Genomic DNA, 19,775 nt, shown 5'->3' on the forward strand with positions numbered 1-19,775 from the left:
TGTTGCGAAAGCGGGGCCAACATGGAAAATGTCGAATGCATCGTGGTTGGTGCGGGCGTCGTCGGCCTTGCCTGCGCAGCTGCGATCGCTCGCTCAGGACGTGAAGTGCTCGTCCTTGAAGCCGAAAATGCGATTGGTACGCATACGAGCAGCCGCAACTCGGAAGTCATCCATGCCGGAATCTATTATGAACCGGGAAGCCTGAAGGCCGAATTTTGCCGGCGCGGCAAGCAGCAGCTCTACGCCTATGCCAAGGATCGCGGCATTCCATTGCGAAACACGGGAAAGCTGATCGTCGCCTGCTCGCAGGAACAGGTCGTGAAGCTCGAAGCAATTCGGCGCAACGCCATCGCCAATGATGTCATGGACCTCGAATTGCTGACACAGGCCGAAACGCACAGGCTGGAGCCTGCGGTTGCCTGTCATTCCGCGCTACTCTCCCCCTCTACGGGTATCATCGACAGCCATGCATACATGCTGGCATTGGCAGGCGAGCTGGAAGCGCATGGCGGCATGATCGCGCTGCAAACACCAGTTTCGGGCTGCGCCGTCAGCGATGACGGGATCTTCGTTGAAACAGGCGGCAAGGATCCCACCCGGTTGAGTGCACGCCATCTCATAAATTGCGCCGGTCTGATGGCGCCAGCGGTCGCCCGGTCCATCAGAGGCCTGAAGGAAAACAGTGTACCGCAGGCCCACTATGCCATCGGACACTACTATCGGCTTGGCGGGCGCAGTCCCTGCCAGCGCCCGGTCTATCCCCTGCCCGAACCCGGCGGCCTGGGTATTCACCTGACCGTCGATCTGGGCGGACAGGCCAAGTTCGGGCCCGATGTACGATGGATCGACAAGATCGACTATTCTTTCGATGATAGCCGCTTCGCAGACTTCCTTTCTGCGATAAGGACCTATTTGCCAGAGCTGCCGGTGGATCGGCTGGCTCCTGACTATACCGGGATAAGGCCCAAAATCGTCGGGGCCGGACAGCCAGCCGCAGACTTCCGGATCGATGGGGCACAGGTACATGGCGGGCGCGGCGTTGTAAACCTGTTCGGGATCGAATCTCCGGGGCTGACCGCAAGCCTTGCCATTGCCGATTACGTTGCAGATCTGGTGCGCCGCTCAGGCTAGAGTGCTGTTGTCAGTTTCATCAGCCGATCCAGACCGGCAAGATACTCCAGGTACCAATTCATGACACAATACAATCGAATCCTGTCGTCGATCCTCTGGGCGCTGACCTTTGCAGTAGCGGGAGGAGCGGCGCGTTATGCGTCGCGGTACCTGATCGAAACCCGCTACATTATCGCGCTGTTCTGCCTGCTTGCCATCGTTCTGGAATTTGTCATCCGGCCGGCCATGGGTGGACGGCGAGATTTCGCTGCGCTCCTGTTGAATTGTACGGCGGCGACCGTTGCAATCGTCACTGTCAAGTGGATCATGGAGGGTATTCATCCGTGGCTTCTGTGAAGCCGGACTAGGGTCAGGCTGGTATTCTCTCACCCTGTCAATCCCGAGGCATTCCGGGCATAATGAGCGTGCCTCCGGCCGGACCGACGTATCGTTGGGCATTAGAACAACAGCATCTTTCCTGCGAGCCCTCAAAGTCGTAGGCTGGTTTTTGCCTTGCCCTACCTGCTGGATCGCAGGATTCGCTTGGTAAGCCGGTCGCGCATTCGCGTTCTACGCGATACAACCTTGAGGGGGAGAGCATATGGCCGTGTCAGATCACGTTGACTTTGCCGGGTTTATGGAGGGCGTCAAACGCCGCAATCCGCATCAGCCCGAATTTGTCCAGGCAGTGCAGGAAGTGGCGGAAGACATTTTCGACTTCATCGCCGACAAGGAAGCATATCACAGCGAGCAGATCCTGAGGCGCATGGCCGAGCCCGACCGCGTGATCAGCTTTCGGGTGTGCTGGGAAGATGACAATGGCTGCATTCGCGTACAGCGTGGCTGGCGGGTCCAGAACAACAACGCAATCGGGCCCTACAAGGGAGGCATCCGCTTCCACACCAGTGTGAACGAGAGCGTGCTCAAGTTTCTCGCCTTCGAGCAGACGTTCAAGAATGCGCTTACCGGCCTGCCCATGGGGGGCGGCAAGGGAGGCTCAAACTTCAACCCCAAGGGCAAGAGCGAACGCGAGATCATGCGTTTCTGCCAAAGCTTCATGACCGAGCTCTATCGCCACATCGGCGCCGATATCGACGTACCGGCAGGTGATATCGGGGTTGGCGGCCGTGAAATCGGTTACATGTTTGGTCAGTACAAACGGATCACCAACCAGTTCACCGGAGTATTGACCGGTAAGGGACTGGAGTATGGCGGTTCGCTTATCAGGCCGGAGGCGACCGGATATGGCGCGGTCTATTTCCTCCAGAATATGCTCGCGACCAGGGACATGAGCATCGAGGGGAAGACCGCAGTCATTTCAGGTTCGGGCAATGTGGCGACCCATGCTGCGGAGAAAATTGTCCATCTCGGCGGAAAGGTTCTGACCTTGTCTGATTCCGGCGGCTTCATTTACGATCCCGACGGGATCGATTTGGAGAAGATAGCCTGGGTGAAGACCCACAAGACCCATCGACGCGGGCGGATCGAAGAATATGTCGAGGCCTTCCCGAATGCCCAGTTTCATGCCCGCATGACCCCGTGGAATGTAAGCTGTGACGTCGCACTTCCCTGCGCAACGCAGAATGAACTGCTGGGCGAGGATGCCCGCACGCTCGTGAAGAACGGCTGCATGGCAGTATCGGAGGGAGCAAACATGCCCACCGATCTTGAAGGGGTGCATGTCTTCAAGCATGCCAGGATCCTCTATGCCCCCGGCAAAGCCGCCAATGCCGGAGGTGTCGCTGTTTCCGGCCTTGAAATGAGCCAAAATTCGCTACGCCGCTCGTGGAGCGAAGAAGAGCTGCAGGTCATGCTCAAGGAAATCATGGAGGGCATCCATTCGCGCTGCCTCACACATGGCCGCCAGAGCAGTGACTATGTCGACTACGTAAAAGGCGCAAATATCGCGGGGTTCAAGAAGGTAGCCGATGCGATGCTGGCCTTTGGAGTGGTGTAGGCAAGATGAGTGACAGCAGTGAACGGCGCTTCTCAGCGCAAGCGATCCATCTCGTTCGAACAGCCACCATATCCAACCTTGCGCTGAGCCAGATGGCCGATCAGAAGGCCAGCCTGCTGATGGGCGCATCATTCGTGGTGTTTTCGCTGGCTGTCGGCCAGGCGCGAAGCGGAGCTGCGTCACCAACCCTCATCCTGCTGGGTTGCTTTGCGTTCATCGCGGCCTTCCTTGCGGTTGCAGCGGTAATCCCGTCTGCAGGGTCGAAACCGGTAGCCGATACGCGCGCGAACATCCTGTTCTTCGGCGTTTTCACACACATGGATGAAGAGGAGTTTGCAAACAGGGTGATCGACGAACTGGGTGCAGACGAGGACGTGTTCCGCCTGATGCTGCGGGACATCTACCAGAATGGGCAAGTGCTCCGACGCAAGAAATATCGACTGCTCGGCTGGTCCTATCGCGTCTTCATGCTCGGCCTGACCTTGACGCTGGCAAGCTTTCTCATTGAACAGCGCGGGGTGATCTCAAGCCTGCTTTAATCTGCCGGGATCTAGCGCACGCCCAGCGCCTGCGCCTCACGTCGCAGCCGGTTTTCATCTTCCGGGTTGGTGCGCAACGCCGCTGCCAGCGCCTCACGCGCGCGCTCGGGTTGCTCAAGCGTCATCCGGCTCCGCATCAGCATGACCCAGCCCGCGACATCCTTGGGGTTTGCGTCCAATCGCTGCTCGAGCCGTTCGACCATTCCCTCGGCCATAGCGCGCTGCTCGCTCGGCGGGATTGACCCGGCGGCCGCCAGCTCCGCCTGCGTCGGCCCGCGCGGTGCAGCGCCTGTGGCCTCGATAGCACCCGGCCTTGCCGCCATGGCCATGTCGATCTTGGGTTGCACTTCAATTTCGTTCAACTTCCCCACCTGCTCGATGGTTCGCACGAGATCGCGCTCCCAGGGTGCGCCCGCCGGAGTCTGAGCCAGCAGCGCAAGCCAACCGGCGATCGCCCCGTCATGATCGCCGTCAAGGTCTTTCTTCACGTTAGCGAAGTAGAGTGAGCGCGGATCATTTGCATCCAGGGCAAGAGCCTTTGCAAAGGCCTCGGCCGCTTCGGGCGGCATAGGGTCGCGTTCGCTTGCCATCACACGCGCCTCGCCGAGCGCCGACCAGAGCACAGCCTCGTCGCTGTCGATGGCCACCGCCCTTTCATAGGCGCTGGCCGCCTCGGCGAACTCGTTACGCTGAAAATGAGCGAAGCCCAGTGCTTGCCATGGCCTGGCATCATCCGTGGACGACTCGGCCGCGCGCTTCAATTCTTCAATCGACGACGGGGCAGACATATCCAACGACGGTTGCGGCAGGTCCGCGCCCCCGGTGCGGTAAGCAATCGCTCCAGCCAACATGGCGATGGCAACCAACAGCATGACCAGGCTGCCTCTTGCGCGGAGCAGCCCGGCACCACCCATACCCGTTGCGTACTTGTTCATCATCCTCGGTTAGCATCCCCGATGCCAGGCATCAATTCGTACTGGTGCAGCCGACCTTTTGTCCTATGATGAGCGTTCGAAGGTGGATCAGGGGGAGACGTTTTGCCCGAGGTGTTCCGGGTTGCGATCATCGGTTCCGGACCTGCCGGCCTGAGCGCTGCCGGGCGCGCTGCCGCGCTCGGCATGAGCCATGTGCTGCTCGAAAAGACTGACCATATTTCCGATACAATCTACAAATACCAGAAGGGCAAGCACGTGATGGCGACGCCGGCCAATCTCGTGCTCCGCAGCGATCTCGATTTCGCGGCGGGAAAGCGCGAGGCGATACTGGACATCTGGGGTCGCCAGCTGGCCGAACACCAGGTCAACGTGCAGCTCAATGCCGAAGTGACCGCCATTGCTGGAGAGCCGGGGAACTTCACCATTACCCTGAAGAACGGTGAGGCGATCAATGCACAAGCGATCGTGCTGGCGATCGGCACGCAAGGCAATCCCAATCGCTTGCGCATTCCCGGCGCCGATCTGCCGCAGATCCAGTATCAGCTTGACGATCCCGGCGAGTACTTCGACGAGCACATCACGGTAATCGGTTCGGGCGACGCGGGGATCGAGAATGCCCTGGGCCTGGCTGCTGACGACGCCCAGCGCAACACCGTGACGATTCTCAATCGGGGCACGGACTTCGCCAGGGCAAAAGATGCCAATGTCAAACTGCTTGAGCAGGCTGAGCAGGAAGGCAGGCTGATTGTCCGGCGCGAAACCAGCCCGGCAGAGGTCCGGCCTGGAGAATTGGTGCTCGAAACGCGCGACGGTCAGGAAACGATCCGTTGCGACAGGATCATCGCTCGCACCGGGTCACAGCCACCACGCGGCTTTGTCGAAGCTTGCGGGATCGAATTCACCAGCGAGGAACGCAGCGCCTTTCCCCGGCTTTCTCCCAGCTTCGAAACCACCAAGCAGGGCATCCATGTGATCGGCGCACTGGCGGGCTATCCGCTGATCAAGCACTGCATGAATCAGGGCTATGACGTTATCGAGTTCCTCAATGGCAACCGCGATCTGAAGCCCGCCGACGAGCCGATACTGGCAGAGAAATTCGCCCGCCTCCCCGGAAAATACAGCGTCGACGAATGGCTCGACCTGTTCGGCAAAAACATCACCGTCCTGCAGGAACTTTCGCCGCTGCAGTTGCGCGAACTGATGCTCGACAGCAAGGTTCATGCCTTCGCATCCGGAGAAGTGATTTTCGCGCGCAACGATCCAGGCTCGTCGATGTTCGCGATCTGCCAGGGATCGGTGGCGGTAGAAACCAATCCGCTCGACCCTTCCGTGACTGTTGCAATCGAGCAAGGCTCCATTTTTGGCGAAGTTGGCCTTATTTCGGGCCGCCGGCGCGGCGCGACAATCCGCGCCGCCGAACCGGTGGTGGCGATCGAATTTTCGCGCATGGTCGCGCTGCGGCTACTTGCCACTTCTCCAGCTGCCAATCGTGCGGTCACCCGCATCTCGATCGAGCGGCAATTGCTCCAGATGTTCGGATCCGGCCTTTCAGCAAATGACGTGGCCGAACTCGTCGACAATGCGGAAGTGGTGGAACTGAGAGCCGGTGAGGTCGTGATCGCAGAAGGCGATGAAGACAAGGACGTTTTCATCCTCAGGCGCGGCTCAATGATCGTCGAAAAGGCGATCGGCGGCAGGCAGGTGTTCCTCTCCTATCTCCCAGCCGGCACCTATTTCGGCGAGATGGCCTTGATCGACGGGCAACCACGCTCTGCCACCGTGAAGGCAGCGATCAAGTCACAGGTCATTCGCCTGCCAGGCGCGGGCTTCATGGCCCTGCTGGATCGCCACCCCAGATTGCGCGAACGCGCGCTGGCAGACATGGCCAGCCGCCGCAAAATCAACGCCTTTGTCGAAAGCCGCAAACACAGTTTCGCAAGCGCGGTCGACATGTACTCCGAAACCGCGCAATTCCTGGTCGACAATGGCATCGGCGAAGCGACCGACGTGCTGCTGATCGACGAGAATCTGTGTATCGGCTGCGACAATTGCGAAAAGGCCTGTGCCGACAGCCATGACGGGCTTTCCCGGCTCGACCGCGAAGCCGGCAAGACATACGCCCACCTTCACGTGCCAACTTCTTGCCGTCACTGCGAACATCCGCATTGCATGGCCGATTGCCCGCCCGACGCGATCAAGCGCGGCCCCGACGGTGAAGTCTTCATTGATGAAACCTGCATCGGCTGCGGCAATTGCCAGCGAAACTGCCCCTATGGCGTGATCCGGATGGATGCAAAGCCGCCTGAGAAACCGTCGCTGGTGCAGTGGCTGCTGTTCGGCAAGGGCCCGGGGCCTGGGGAAGCGCCATATGTCTGGCGGAAGAAGGAAACGGAAAAGCTTTCGTCCGATGCGCCGAAGGTCGCGATCAAATGCGACATGTGCGCGGGTATTGAGGGCGGCCCAGCATGCGTCAGGGCATGCCCGACCGGCGCCGCGATCCGGGTTGCTCCCGAGAAATTCCTTTCGGTCGCGCGGATTGGGGAATCGGATTGATGGCCAGCACTCCCAAAGACCGTGCCGATTTCCGCGAAAGCCGCCATTCGTCCGATCACGAGAGTTTCCTGGTCTATCGCCGGATGCGTTGGGCCAAGATCGGGGCCGCGCTTAGCCTTGCGCTGTTCCTGGGCTATTTGCTGGTCGACCAGCAGCCGCGGCCCAATGGCGGCAGCTGGTATGGCTACACGCTGGGCACGATCGGCCTTGGCCTGATAGTCTGGCTGTCGCTGCTGGGGATACGCAAACGCAAGATAACCGATGGCCACTGGAGTCTGAAGGCGTGGACCAGCGCGCATGTATATCTCGGCCTGTCACTGGTCGTGATCGGAACCTTGCACACCGGTTTCCAGCTGGGCTGGAACGTGCACACACTGGCCTGGAGCCTGATGATGCTGGTGATCGCCTCCGGCATCTACGGGGTGGTTGCCTATACTGCGCTGCCCAGCCAGCTGAGCGCCAACCGCAAGGAAATGACCCGCGGGCAAATGATCGAAGCACTTGCCGCGATCGATCGCCAGCTTGAACAGGCAGCCCAGCCGCTGGATCGCGACAAGGCCGATCTGGTGCTCGCCGCGCTTGAGCAGGACGTGTTCCGCGCGGGTGCATGGAAACGGTTGACAGGGCGTTATCCCAACTGTGCCACGAAGCGCGCAATAGAGGGCTTTCCCGATGACTATCGCACCTTGTCGGACAACTCCGGCCCGGAAGACCGGGTTCGTGCGCTTTTGGGTCGCCGCGCTGCGCAGCTTGCCCAGATCCGCCGGCAGCTAAGGCTGAAGGCGCTGCTCGAGGTATGGCTGTTCGTGCATGTCCCGGCGACCATTGCGCTGCTGGCTGCATTGTTCGCACACGTGTTCAGCGTATTCTATTATTGGGGTTGAGCGGGTTATGTTCCTGATCCGAACCATCGACCATACCGCCAGCGGACGCGAGATCGTTCGAGAGCGGGAGCTCGATCAAGCCAGCCTCATGGTCGGGCGCGCCGCCGAAAACGACATCCATCTGCCCGATCTTGCCGTTGAACAGAAGCACTTGCGGATCGAGCCTGCAGCCAGCGGCCAGCTGAAGATCGAAGCGGTGGGGACGCTGGGATTCGCCATCGACGGCCGCACTGTGACCTCGGCAATGATCGATCCCCACGAAGGGGCGGAAATCATGCTGGGCTCCGCGATCCTCGCGATCACCCAGCAAAGTGGCAACCGCGCCGTAGAGGTAACGATCAGGCAGGCCCCTTCCAGCGAAGGCCGGACCGACGCGAAGCGAGGCTTCGCACTGGAAACCACCCTGCCCGGCAAGCGGGCAATATCATGGGCGCTTGTGGCAGCCATCCTGCTGGCGTTTCTGGCAATCCCGGCAGTATCGCATCTGACCCGCGAGCGGATCAAACCGGACGCCGAGCGCGCAGGCCAGGTCGTATTCGACGCCAGCTGGAGCGCCGGCGCACTCAGCCGGGCGCACCACAGCCTGGAGAACAATTGCGAGGCCTGCCACGTAGATGCCTTCGTGGCGGTGCGCGACGACACTTGCCTGACTTGCCATGCCGAGATCGGGGATCACGCCGCCGCACCCCGGCTGGCTGATGGGCGGGCTCCGCACGGATTGGGCGAAAGCTTTCAATGGGCGGTTGCAGGCATGTTCGGCAAGGAAGGGCCGGGTGCCTGCACCACCTGCCACACCGAACACGAGGGCCCCACGCGCATGGAACCCGCCAGCCAGCAGTTCTGCGCAGATTGCCACGCTTCGCTCGATACGCGGCTGGCCGATACCTCGCTTGGAAATGCCAGCGATTTCGGCAAGCAGCATCCCGAATTCAAGCCTGCAATCTTCACCGAGCTGCGGCAGGAAAAACCGCTGCGGATCTCGCTGGGTGACAAGCCCAAGGAAAAGAGCGGGCTCAAGTTCCCGCACGAGCTCCACCTTGACCCGCAAGGCGGGGTTGCACGCATGGCGATACGGCTGGGCGCCAGGGAGGGTTATGGTGCGCCGCTGGCGTGCAAGGATTGTCATGCCCCCACGAGTGACAGGATCGGCTTCGAACCGATCGACATGGAAAAGAACTGCGAGAGCTGCCACAGCCTGGTCTATGACAAGGTCGGCGGGACGTTCCGCACATTGCGCCACGGCGATGTCGCGGAAATGCTGGCCGATCTGCGCGCGATGGACCGCGCACCGCGCCGCCCGATCGTTACCGGCCGCTCACGGCCAGACAAATTTGCCCGCGGGGGAGTCTATTACTCCAATTTCGGCTCTCCGCTGCGTTCACTGGTGGGCATCGACCGCGCGCTGGCACCCGGCGGGGTCTGCGGCGAATGCCACTTGCCCGCCACTACCAACGGCCAGCCGGACGTGATGCCGGTTAACCTGCCCCAGCGTTACTTCGTACTCGGCGGGTTTGACCACGGGGCGCATCGCCAGGAAAAATGCAGCACCTGCCACGAGGCTGGCACCTCCAGGCTTTCGAGTGACGTCCTGCTGCCCGATCTCAAGAGCTGCCGCGAGTGCCACCAAGGCGAAGGCGCGGTCAAAGCCGAAGTTCCGTCAAGCTGCGCGATGTGCCATTCCTATCACGTGCCCGGTGGGCCTATGCCGGAAGACCATCCTGACAAACGCCGCGATGAAGTTGCGCTGCTGAACTGGTGGGAGCGCTAGCATGGCGGGCGATGAGCAGCTTCTGATTGCGCAGCTGACCGACATCCATATCGGTTTCGATCGGGAAGCCGGAACTGGCGAGCTCAACCAGGTCCGCTGCCGCACCGCGCTGGCGCGGCTACTCGCGCAGCCGAACACGCCCGACATGCTTGTGCTCAGCGGGGACCTGACCGAACGCGGCGATGCCGAAAGCTTTGCTCGGCTGGCCGATATGGTCGCGCCGCTGCCCTTCCCGGTCTATCCGCTGGTTGGCAATCACGATACGCGCGAAGAGTTGCTGCGCGCCTTCCCTGACTGCCCGAGCGATGAGGGTTTCATCCACTATGCGGTACAGCAGAAGGGCCTGCGCGTGCTCTGCCTCGACACCTTCGAGCCGGGGCGGCACGGCGGGGCGTTCTGTGATCGGCGCGCGGCGTGGCTTGCCGATCAGCTGAACGCGCATAAGCACACGCCCACGCTGATTCTCATGCATCATCCGCCGGTCGTGACCGGGATAGACTGGATGGATCCCCGCCCTGACGAGGACTGGATCGTCAATTTCGGGGAAGCAATTGCAGGGCACGCCCAGATCAGGGCCATTCATTGCGGGCATCTGCATCGCCCGCTGCAAGCGAGCTTTCGCGGCATCCCGATGGGCGTTACGCCGTCGGTCGCGCCCGCTGTATCGCTCGATCTGCGCCCGGTTGACGCCGCCGTGCCCGATGGCCGCGCGCTCATCACCACCGAGCCGCCCGGCTATGCGCTGCACCGCTGGCACGGCGGATCGCTGGTAACGCATTATGAGAGCGTGGGCGACAGGCAGACGCTGGCCAGATACGGCCCGGAACTGCAACCGATGATGCGTCAATCCCTCGCCGAACGGGAGTGAAGCGAGCGAGATCAAAGGTTAATTGGCTGGTTGGCGCTTGATCGGTCCGCGCCCAGGCATCCAGACGCTCATGTCGGCCTCATCGCGCACCTTCCACGGCACGCCATCGCGGCGCAGGAACAGCCGCTCCATCTCGGGCCGGGTGAAGGGGCGCGAGCCGAGCCGCCCGAACACCGCCATCTGCCCGCCTGTCTCGTCCACCGCGCGGTCACGGTCGAGCCCCTTGCTGAGCGCAATCGCTGGTGAGGGCGTTTTCGCCCAGGCGATCAGTTCGGGCACCGGAGCCGGGCTGAAGCCATAGAAATTGCGCTGGCTGTCGGGGCTGGTCAGCTGGAGCACCTTGAGCCCATTGCGGCCATCCGCGACATAGGCGAACAGCGAGGCGTTGGTCGAAGCCACGATCACGTCCTCGGCATCGTTCAGCCTGCCGCCCAGTGTTTCCTTTGAATAGACCTTGGGCTTGAGCGGGTTCTTGACATCGAGGATCACCAGCCCGTCAGCCTTGGCCGCCACATAGGCATAGGTGCGCGCGACATAAAGCCGCCGCGCATCCGCCAACGGCACGGTCGCCTGCGGCATGGGAACCGGATTGCGCAGCTGCGTGACATCAAACAGTTTCACGCCCTCTGCATCCGTCACCCACAGATAGCGGAACTGGACCGCGCTCGCCCGCGCGTCGCGCAGATCGCGCACGGCGGCCACTTGCGGATCAAGCGGATCGGCCAGGTCAACCACCACCAGGCCGCGCCGGGCAGTGATGTAAGCAATCTCTCCAGCCAGGTGGATATGGCGCGCGCCGTCCAATACGCCCTCAGGGTTCCATGCCTTGCTGCCATCGGCAAATTTGGCGCGGCGAAGCTTGTTGTTGCGGAATTCCCCATCGGCCAGCGTGTTCACATCGACCAGCACCAGGCCTTCCTGCGCGTCCGTAACCACCGCGTAATTGTAGATTGGCAGGAACGCTTGCTCCTGGTTCATCGCGCGCATCTCGGGCGTATTGCGCAGCGGGTTGACCGGCTGGTTCGTGGCCAGCGCCATGCAGGTGGCGTTCTTCGTATTGACGCGAGTGTTGTGGCCAAGCGGGGAGAAAGGCGCGGTGACGATCCGTTCAGAGAAGCCCTTGTTGGCGATGGATGCCACGTCATAGGCGCGGAAGCCGCCCTTCCCTTCGGCAACGAACATATATTCGCCGCGCAGTTGCAGGCACCCCACCCGGTCGCCCGTACCTTCATGTGTGTTGACGAACTGCTCGAAACTCCTGGTCTCGCCGCTCAGCTTATCGTCAAAGGTTTTGCCCCGCACCCAGTTCTTGAGTTCGCGCCCATTGCCTTCGACATGCATCCGCCAATAATCGGGATAGGCATAGCGGTGGAGATAGGAACCGAGCACGGCCTGCGGCTCTTCCCATTCAGTCACGCGAATGGCGGAGAAGCCGCCTTCCAGCCCGGTCCAGGCGTTGAGCCCCACAAAGTTGACATAATTCGTGCCAAGCAAGAGCAGCTGCGCCATGATCGCGTTGTTGTCATCCTTGGCGGAAAGGTGGCAATCCGAACAGGTCTTGGTCTCGGTTTTGCGCACAGTGTGCGGGAAATGCGGGGCAAAGGCCTGGCTCGAAAAGCCGATCGCGGAAATCGGCGGCTGCTGCACATAAATCCGTTCGCGGTTGATGTTGGTGGAGGACAGCACCAGCGCACTTGAAGACCGCACCGGCGCAGTCTGGTTGCCTTTGGTCGTCTGGTGCTTGCCCAGCTGGAACATCTCGTCACGCGCGACCTGCGGGTTGTAAGTGGCGAAATTGCGCGTCGTCTCGCCTTCATAGCGATGCACTTCGCTTTTCCAGTTGGCTTCGATCGGAAGGTGGCAGCCGCCGCAGGAGGTGGTCCAGGAAAGATGGCAGGTGAAGCATGCCATCTCCGGATCGCGGTGCGCCCGGTCCTGCTCGGGAATACCCAGGCCGAATTCGAACTTGCCGGTTTCCGCACCCATACGGCTCATCAGCTTTGCGCGCGCTGCCTTGGCGTTGAAACCCGCGCTAGCAGGGTCAACGGTGTCCCTGACCAGGCTGACCACCCATTCAAGCTTGGGATCGACGATCGATCGCTGGATCAGCTGGCGCGTTCCATCATCCTGGTCGATCCATTCGAACCTGCGGCGCCCGTCGGGATTGCGCAGCAGGCTGAGGTCATTGCCCTTGGGCGGTGCTGCCGGGCCGCTGGTAAGCAGCGTGGGATAGGCATCGGCGGTGCCGTGGCAGTCCTTGCAGCCGATCTCGATCGCATTGGCAACTTCGCCATAGATCAGGCCATTGCCGTGGCTATCCTGCGCATAGTGGCAATCGGCACATTGCATTCCCTTCTCGGCATGGATGCTCATCAAATGCACCGCCTTGCCGGGATTGGTGCCGGGTTCGACAAACTTGCCCTCGCCCTTTCTGCGCCACTTTTCAGGATCGTCAGGGTCGACAATGTTCCCGCCAGCATCGAGCAGATTGCCGTCGCGATCACGCTTGAAAATGGCGCGGAAATTCCAGCCATGGCCGTGATAATCGGCAAATTGCGTGTCCTTGAGCAGCGGGTTCAGATCATAGACGTTGCGCAGGAAATCGAGATCGGCCCACTTGCCACGCGGCGCCGCACCCTCCGGATTGCGGTCAAGCACGGCGCGCACCTCTTCTGCCGTCGGGTACTTCTGCTGCTGCGGCCACATCAATGGCGCGTCGCTCTCGTAATCCCACATGGTGTAGCCAAGGTAGGAATTGAGGAAGATATTGGGCTGGTGCATGTGGCAATTCATGCATTGTGCGGTGGGGATCGCACGGGTGAAGACATGCTGCAGCGGATGCCCCTTCTCCTTCACAGGCGCTTCGTCCGAATGACCGCCCGGCTGCTTCAATGCACCGTGGCCAGTTTCAAGCTTGCTGGCGATGGTGGGATCGGCGGTAACGGTTTGCCCGTCGCGCCCGTATTGCGCATAGACCAGCGAATGGCGCGGCTCGCGGTCATTGGCATAGATCACATGGCAACTGGCACACCCTGAATGGCGATAGTCGCCGGGCTGGTCGTTGGTGCCCATGAACCAGGTATAGGGATCGTTGAGCCTCGTCTTGTGGATGTTGAGCGCGGGAATCGCGACCCTGAGCCCCGTTGCCGGGCCGCGGTTCGACTGCTTGAGATCGGGACGCCCCGGCTCTTCCAGCCGCTGGATTTGCCCGGTGGGATTGGGCAGGCCGATCTCGGGGAATTGCGAGTTGATGGTCCGCCCGCCGCGCTCGAACACGCGGAAGATGTCTCCCGGCGGGATAACCTGCCAGGTCGGCAAGGGGTATAGTTCGGCCAGCGCCCCGCGCGCCTTTTGCTGTTCCGAGAGTTCACCCGGCGGATCGCCCGGCGTCACGATCTTGGCGGGTTCGCCATCACGGGTATAGGCCTCGCCCAGAACGTAGTTCTTGAAGGGCAAAATCCCGTTGTTGTAGGCGGCACCGCCCCACAGCATGGCACCCGTCGCCATGATCGATCGCTCGCCCGCTTCGATCGTCTGCATGTGGCAGGAACCGCAGGCTTCACGCGCCACACGGTAATCGCTGGGGTTGATGAAGCGCACGAATTCGGGTGCCTCGCGGTTGAGCAAGGCATAGCTGCGCTTCGGATTGGCCGACGAGGGCCAATGCCAGCTTTCCGGATATCTGGGCAGGACATGCGCCAGATCGCGCGCCGCAACATAACTCGGGTGGTCGTGCTCCAGTTCGGGGTTCCCCACCACGCGGGCATCACCGCCGTGGCAATCCGTGCAGCCCAGTTGCACCGCAGGTGTGACATGCATGGTGGGCGCATCGGTACGCACATGGCATGAGATGCAGCCAGCGGACTTGGCCAGCATATCGGCGTAAGTCTGGCGCGCAGGTGCCGGCGGCGCAGTTACGCGAGTGTAATCGCGCGCAACAGGTTTCTCGCCTTCTGCCGCACGGATCGAGCCGAACGACAAGGTTCCCGTAAGAAGCACCCCCGCGAGCAGGAACAGGATATGGCGCAGCTGCAGCATCAGTAGGTCAGTATCGCATTTGCGAGGACGGAATAATAGGTGCTGCCCCCGCCCAAACTGTCAAACAGGTCGCGGAATCCGTCACCCGAAACGAGTGCGGCGGCGGACAGGCGGACGACGATGTTCTGCGTAGCCTTGGGTCGCCAGATCGCCGCAGTCGAGAGATCCCAACCGATATCGCGCGGCACCGAACCCTCGTTGCGCAAGGTTTCGATCGTGGCTGTGTTTTCGAACCACAGGTGATTGGCGTTCGCCGAAACGCGCAGCTCCGGCGTCAGATCGAAATCGGCACCCGCCCCTGCCAGGATCAGGCCGGGGTTGTTGAAATTGGACTGCCCCTGCTCCTTCGACGAGCGCAGCGAATTGAGGATGCCATTGCGGCCATTGACCGAAACCGCCCGGCCGCCTCCTGCAAAGGGGATGGTTTGCCTGATCCAGTAGCTCGTGTCCGCCCCCGCGAAAATCGGGTTTTCGAAAATTGCGTCGAACCCGCCCTCTGTGTTGTCGAACGGATCGCCGTCACCGCTGGCATAGGCACCCGACAGGCGGAACCGCATCCAGTCCTTGTCATAACTCAGTTCGGCAGCGCCAAAATAGGCCCGTATATCGGAGGGTTCGCCGGTGAAGAAGCTGTTCCGGTCTTCTCCCAACGCGGCATAGGCACTGGCCGTCAGATTGATCCGTCCGATCCGCCCATCGGCATTGTAACCCAGGTAGAACACGTCATAGTCGCGCCCGCGCAGGTCACCCAGCAGCGCGGGCCGCACCGGGAATCCATTATCGTCGATCTCGATCTGGTCCCCTTCGCGATTGCGATTGTATGCAAGCGTTATCTGGCTGGTCAGCGCCGGGATCAGGAAATCCTGGCGATACAGATTGGCGACCAGAAGCCAATCGTCGCGCGGGCGCTGGAGGACCGAGTTCAGCCCGCTGTTGGTATCCTTCTCCAGCCGCCAGAACGCCGCCAGATTGTATTGGAAGCGGTTGTTGTCGCGCGTGCCGAAGAAGCGCAGGCCCAGCTGCTGATCATTGAACAGGAAGCCGCGGAAATCGGACTGGAACGGCTGGATACCGATCCGCACCGAGTCAAAGTCATAGCGGGTCGACACATTGCGGAAGTGATAATCGAAAAAGGCTTCCTGCACGCCCAAAAAATGGTCGAATCGGTGGCTGGGGCGCGATGGCTCGACGAACAGCACTCGCCGTTCCGGCACGTCCACATAGTTCATGTTGAACGCCAGGATGACGCGATATTCGACGTCTGGCGGCTTGAACGCCGTGCTGCCCTTGATCAGCGCCGCGCCGACAATGAACGTCTGCGAGAAGACGGTCGAGAAGTCATTGCCGAACACGTCGGTCCTGCCGGGATCCTCGGTCGTCTGCACGCCAACGGGGATCGGAAAGCTGCGCGGTTCCAGCACAGTGTCGCTGACGGCATTGGCCACGAAGAACCAGTCATGGCCCTTGATCGGCAACCACGGAACCTTTTCGGGATTGATTGGCCGATCGCCCTTGTAGGTGTTCTGGTTATACGGGTCCCACCAGCGCTCCTTGACCAGCCCCAGGCTTTCGATCAGCCGCCAGCGATCGGGGATAGGGATTTCGTCGACAGGAAAGGCTGAAGGCGGCGGCGCGCGCACTGCGCCCGGATTGTCTTGCTCCACCGGATCGGGCAAGGGATCGCTGTAGTCTGGCCTGCGGCGGCCTTCGATGACTTGGGGATCGACCGGCGGCGGATCAAATTCCCATGGCGGATCGGGAACAGGCTCCTGCGGCTCAGGCGGCGGAGCAGCCTGCGCCTGCAATACCAGCGGCAGGAGCATCGCAGCCCCGCTCACAGCCCCTCGCAGACATTGTTCTGATCGCTGCCGAGAAACGGAGCGAAGGGGCAATTGACATAGCGCAGGCGCACTTGCCGCCCGCCGACATTGACCACGATCTGGTCAGCCCTGATCGCTTGCGGGGCATTGCCGATCCCCCCCACTCTCTGGCCCCCATTGTGCAGCCCCAGGAAGCTGATCATGTCATCCTGGTCGATGCCGTCGCCTGAAACGCCAATGCCGCCAACCAATGTGCCGCCGCGATAGACCGGCACCGATCCCGGGAAAATCTGGATGCCATTGGCGATCCGCGTGTGATCGGGCGTGACCTGCGGCAGCGAGGTGCAAAAGCGCGGCGTGTCGGAAGGGGCCGCACCGGTAACGAAGCCCAGGTGCTGCGCCAGATTGCCGATCACCAGGGCCGATTGAAGGCCGGTCGAGAACGGATTGAACTGCGCGATCGGCCGCGACAACGGGCCATGGGGCTGGCCCACCTCGCCATCCGGGAAATAGGGCCGCGACAGATTGCCGCCTGACCGGTCAGCAAAAGCGAATTGGCCGGTCAGGGCGTTGGGGTCATTCAGGAAGGTCCGCAGCCGATCGACGAATTGCGGCACTTCGCCAGCGGCCGACTGGAGTTGCCCCGCAGCAAAGGCGCCAGAGATGAAATTCGCGGTCCGCGCCTTCTGCAAGCTTACATCGATCCCGAATATCGGGGCGTCGGGCGACCGGACGATCCCCAGCACTTCGCCGCGGGTATCAACCAGCGATATCGTCACTTGTGCGCGGCTGTCGAGCGGCTGGCGGATCTGCGCACGGGCCCGGCTCATTATCGCGAACGCCTCTTCCAGGATGGCGCGCGCCTCGCCCAAGCTGATCGGCCCGGCCACGTCGGCTCCATCGGTGCCTGCACGAACCGGGTAGCGGTTGGTACCTGCGCCGTTGGTCAGGATAAAGGCATCCAGGTTGGAGAATTCGGCTGCGCTGGCGGGGCGGATACCCGACGCTTCGCTGCCGTATGCCGTGCCGCTGCGCAATGCGGCACCATCGTAATAGCCCTTGACCGCAACAAGCGCGCCGGAAGTTCCTGCAAAACTGGCCCCCATCACGTCGGCCAGCGAATTGTAGCTTACATCCGAATACCGCAGCGAGGTGCCGTCAACGAAGATACGATTGGCGCGCACGCTATCGGGCGCCTCGAAGCCCAGCGTTCCGGCAAGCGCAATCGACTCGTCGCTATCAGCGTCGGTATCGAGCACATTCGGATCAAAGCCGTATGCCCCGTCGGCCGCCACGCCGATGCCGCCCACCACCACACCGTTCTTGTAGAGCGGGAATCCCCCCGGATCGGCGGCAAGGCCCAGCGGCGAACGTTTGGGCCCGATCAATCCGTCGCTGGCGCGGGCGGAAAGGTCCGAGCATGGAAGCTGGCTGAATTGCACGCCGAACAATGGGCCGCTTTCCAGTCCGGCAGTGCTTGGCGCAGGAGGGAAATGTTGCTGCACGATCATGCTGGCGGTGCGCGTGGAAAAGGCATTGCCCCCGCTCGAAAGATAGGCCCCGGTGATCGCCTTGGCGATCGCGGCCGCAGCTGCAGGCACGGCCAGCCCCTGCGCATCGATATTGTTGCCGTTTGGAGCTGCGGAAATGGCAACGGTCGGCAATGCACCCGGCATGGCGAACACCGCCAGGACATTGCCAACCCGGTCAACCACCGCAATGGTCGCGGCATGGCCCTGCGCATTTGCCTGCGCCGCGGCGCGCGCAACCACTGTGCCGACTTCTGCTGCGCTGAGCGATTCCTGAGCGGGCACGGAATACAGCGCCCCGCCGGGCGGCGGGGTGGGTGTAGGAGTTGGCGAACCGCCCGATCCGCCGCCGGACGAGCCTCCTCCGCCGCATGAAGCCAGCACCAGCGCAGTGGCCGAAACCCATGCCTTGCACCGGCCCAGCCGCATCATTGCAGCATCCCGATCGACCGGGCTGCCGCACCCAGCGCGCTGCGGAACTGGCCAGGCCGGTAGCTGTTGGGATCGTCAACTGCGGCATAGGCGACTGCGATATCGGCCCTGATTCCTGCTGCCGCGCCAACGGTTATCCGTCCATCGCGAACCAGCGCATTGAGCAAGGTGTCGATCGCCATTACCGCCTGGACCGAGCCAGCATAATCGGTGAACCGGGCCGAAGTTGCTTTCCCGGCAATGGTCGCGATCACCATGAACGCATCGCCGCCGCCGCGCGCAGCCAGGCCATCTGACAGCACGCCCGCCTGCCTGCCAAGCGCAACCGCAGCTTCACGGGCGCTGGCCGCATCTTGGCCCATCGCCCGGTGGAATGCGCGGCTGGCGGCAAGGAAATCCTCGGCCTGCCCGGGCGCGAGCGCGCGGGCCGCGGCTGAAAGCATGATGATGTTTTCATCGTTGAACGGCGGATTTCCGAAAGGGATGGGGCGGCCAGGATTGCTCTCGAAGGTGAGTTTGCGGCGCGGCCCATCGGCAATGCTGCGATGGCAACTGTGGCAGTCGTAAAAATAGAATTCCGGGAACATCCCGCGCATGCCGAATGCGGGCTGGGCGAACAGCCCGGTGGAGCGCCGGACGGCCTCTGCCTGGCCGATCGCCCACAGCTTGACGCTGTCGGGCCGGCCCTTGCGGTCGATATAGTCGGCGTCGACGTCGTGATGCTGCTGCAGCGCGCTGAACAGGTCGAGCTCGAACGAGATACGCGGGTGCCCCGCTGCCATCATCGAATGGGTCACGAACTGGCCAGTCCGAGCGGAGCCGAAATGACAGTCAAGACAAACCCTGGCGCGCGTTTGCGGATCTTCCAGCGGCACCAGCCCTGCGGCCACATTAGATGCGTGGGTTGCAGGGCGCGCATAGTGCAGCGGCAGCCAATCGCCCGATGCCCCGTGGCAGCTTTCGCACCCGACCCCGTCAGCCAGCAGGAAACGATCACCACGCTGATCCACTGGAGCAAAGGTCGTATGGCATCCAAGGCAGGCTGGCGCGGAAGTGGCCGCCCCCAGACCCAGGCTTGCTGCGATCTGCCTTCCGCGCTCGCCGGTAAGCGCGGCATAGGCGCGGCTATGCGCTCCCGTAGCAGAAGATGGCTCCTGCCAAGTCGCTATCTCATCCTGGCGGACAACCGCTCCATTGCCTTCGGCGCGGCCATGGCAGGTCGAACCGGCGCAGGTCGCTACGCCTTCATAGCGGGCATTGCTGTTCGCCTGCGAGGACGGAATCAGGCCGGTCACCAGCAGCATGCCGAGAAGCAGGCCCAGCCTGGTTCGCCTGATTGCAG

13 protein-coding genes are annotated in these 19,775 nt (G+C 62.0%); 8 read left to right on the forward strand and 5 right to left on the reverse strand.

The annotated features are described in order from the left end of the window. The first annotated feature begins 21 nt into the window (after positions 1-21). From ACX3VQ_RS11255 to ACX3VQ_RS11270, 4 genes are all read left to right on the forward strand, one after another. Positions 22-1,131 carry an NAD(P)/FAD-dependent oxidoreductase gene (locus tag ACX3VQ_RS11255; RefSeq protein ID WP_462581148.1) on the forward strand — a complete coding sequence of 370 codons (1,110 nt, stop codon included), beginning with the start codon at positions 22-24 and terminating at the stop codon, positions 1,129-1,131. 60 nt (positions 1,132-1,191) lie between these two features. Then, positions 1,192-1,467 (forward strand): hypothetical protein, encoded by a 276-nt coding sequence (locus ACX3VQ_RS11260; RefSeq protein ID WP_462581150.1) that lies wholly within the window; start codon positions 1,192-1,194, stop codon positions 1,465-1,467. Between the two features lie 244 nt (positions 1,468-1,711). Beyond that, on the forward strand, positions 1,712-3,067 hold the full coding sequence (gene gdhA / locus ACX3VQ_RS11265; protein ID WP_462581152.1) for an NADP-specific glutamate dehydrogenase: 1,356 nt from the start codon (positions 1,712-1,714) through the stop codon (positions 3,065-3,067). A gap of 5 nt (positions 3,068-3,072) precedes the next feature. After that, the gene (locus ACX3VQ_RS11270; protein WP_462581154.1) at positions 3,073-3,606 is read left to right on the forward strand and encodes a Pycsar system effector family protein; all 534 of its coding nucleotides are present in this window, start codon (positions 3,073-3,075) and stop codon (positions 3,604-3,606) included. An 11-nt stretch (positions 3,607-3,617) separates the two neighbouring features. Here the strand turns inward: ACX3VQ_RS11270 and ACX3VQ_RS11275 are convergent, their stop codons facing one another. After that, positions 3,618-4,478, reverse strand: coding sequence for a tetratricopeptide repeat protein (locus ACX3VQ_RS11275; RefSeq protein WP_462581155.1), 861 nt, complete (start codon positions 4,476-4,478; stop codon positions 3,618-3,620). A gap of 165 nt (positions 4,479-4,643) precedes the next feature. Here ACX3VQ_RS11275 and ACX3VQ_RS11280 point away from each other — a divergent pair, with 165 nt between their 5' ends. From ACX3VQ_RS11280 to ACX3VQ_RS11295, 4 genes are read left to right on the forward strand one after another with little or no spacing between them, the layout of a single operon-like run. Next, on the forward strand, positions 4,644-7,094 hold the full coding sequence (locus ACX3VQ_RS11280; protein WP_462581157.1) for a cyclic nucleotide-binding domain-containing protein: 2,451 nt from the start codon (positions 4,644-4,646) through the stop codon (positions 7,092-7,094). After that, a complete protein-coding gene (locus ACX3VQ_RS11285) occupies positions 7,094-7,978 on the forward strand; it encodes a hypothetical protein (protein ID WP_462581159.1) in 885 nt (294 codons plus the stop codon). The genes ACX3VQ_RS11280 and ACX3VQ_RS11285 overlap by 1 nt, the downstream gene beginning before the upstream one ends. A gap of 7 nt (positions 7,979-7,985) precedes the next feature. Next, on the forward strand, positions 7,986-9,746 hold the full coding sequence (locus ACX3VQ_RS11290) for a cytochrome c3 family protein (protein WP_462581161.1): 1,761 nt from the start codon (positions 7,986-7,988) through the stop codon (positions 9,744-9,746). Position 9,747: 1 nt separating this feature from the next. Beyond that, positions 9,748-10,614 carry a phosphodiesterase gene (locus ACX3VQ_RS11295; RefSeq protein WP_462581163.1) on the forward strand — a complete coding sequence of 289 codons (867 nt, stop codon included), beginning with the start codon at positions 9,748-9,750 and terminating at the stop codon, positions 10,612-10,614. An 18-nt stretch (positions 10,615-10,632) separates the two neighbouring features. On the opposite strand, the gene ACX3VQ_RS11300 is transcribed toward ACX3VQ_RS11295, so the two are convergent. The 4 genes from ACX3VQ_RS11300 to ACX3VQ_RS11315 are packed head-to-tail and all read right to left on the reverse strand — an operon-like array spanning position 10,633 to position 19,737. Beyond that, positions 10,633-14,652, reverse strand: coding sequence for an LVIVD repeat-containing protein (locus ACX3VQ_RS11300; protein ID WP_462581165.1), 4,020 nt, complete (start codon positions 14,650-14,652; stop codon positions 10,633-10,635). Beyond that, a complete protein-coding gene (locus ACX3VQ_RS11305) occupies positions 14,652-16,475 on the reverse strand; it encodes a hypothetical protein (RefSeq protein WP_462581215.1) in 1,824 nt (607 codons plus the stop codon). The genes ACX3VQ_RS11300 and ACX3VQ_RS11305 overlap by 1 nt, the downstream gene beginning before the upstream one ends. An 11-nt stretch (positions 16,476-16,486) precedes the next feature. Further along, positions 16,487-18,433 (reverse strand): heme-binding protein, encoded by a 1,947-nt coding sequence (locus ACX3VQ_RS11310; protein ID WP_462581167.1) that lies wholly within the window; start codon positions 18,431-18,433, stop codon positions 16,487-16,489. Continuing rightward, positions 18,430-19,737, reverse strand: a complete 1,308-nt coding sequence (locus ACX3VQ_RS11315; protein ID WP_462581216.1) for a multiheme c-type cytochrome — start codon at positions 19,735-19,737, stop codon at positions 18,430-18,432. The genes ACX3VQ_RS11310 and ACX3VQ_RS11315 overlap by 4 nt, the downstream gene beginning before the upstream one ends. Positions 19,738-19,775 lie beyond the last annotated feature (38 nt).

The organism is Altererythrobacter chaiwopuensis, assembly GCF_054957735.1.

What these genes read in the sequence shown, in the direction of transcription:
- ACX3VQ_RS11255 (WP_462581148.1), top strand. Translation starts at nt 22, where the DNA reads ATGGAAAATGTCGAATGCATCGTGGTTGGTGCGGGCGTCGTCGGCCTT.
- ACX3VQ_RS11260 (WP_462581150.1), top strand. Translation starts at nt 1,192, where the DNA reads ATGACACAATACAATCGAATCCTGTCGTCGATCCTCTGGGCGCTGACC.
- gdhA (WP_462581152.1), top strand. Translation starts at nt 1,712, where the DNA reads ATGGCCGTGTCAGATCACGTTGACTTTGCCGGGTTTATGGAGGGCGTC.
- ACX3VQ_RS11270 (WP_462581154.1), top strand. Translation starts at nt 3,073, where the DNA reads ATGAGTGACAGCAGTGAACGGCGCTTCTCAGCGCAAGCGATCCATCTC.
- ACX3VQ_RS11275 (WP_462581155.1), bottom strand. Translation starts at nt 4,478, where the DNA reads ATGCTGTTGGTTGCCATCGCCATGTTGGCTGGAGCGATTGCTTACCGC.
- ACX3VQ_RS11285 (WP_462581159.1), top strand. Translation starts at nt 7,094, where the DNA reads ATGGCCAGCACTCCCAAAGACCGTGCCGATTTCCGCGAAAGCCGCCAT.
- ACX3VQ_RS11290 (WP_462581161.1), top strand. Translation starts at nt 7,986, where the DNA reads ATGTTCCTGATCCGAACCATCGACCATACCGCCAGCGGACGCGAGATC.
- ACX3VQ_RS11295 (WP_462581163.1), top strand. Translation starts at nt 9,748, where the DNA reads ATGGCGGGCGATGAGCAGCTTCTGATTGCGCAGCTGACCGACATCCAT.
- ACX3VQ_RS11300 (WP_462581165.1), bottom strand. Translation starts at nt 14,652, where the DNA reads ATGCTGCAGCTGCGCCATATCCTGTTCCTGCTCGCGGGGGTGCTTCTT.
- ACX3VQ_RS11305 (WP_462581215.1), bottom strand. Translation starts at nt 16,475, where the DNA reads ATGCTCCTGCCGCTGGTATTGCAGGCGCAGGCTGCTCCGCCGCCTGAG.
- ACX3VQ_RS11310 (WP_462581167.1), bottom strand. Translation starts at nt 18,433, where the DNA reads ATGATGCGGCTGGGCCGGTGCAAGGCATGGGTTTCGGCCACTGCGCTG.
- ACX3VQ_RS11315 (WP_462581216.1), bottom strand. Translation starts at nt 19,737, where the DNA reads ATGCTGCTGGTGACCGGCCTGATTCCGTCCTCGCAGGCGAACAGCAAT.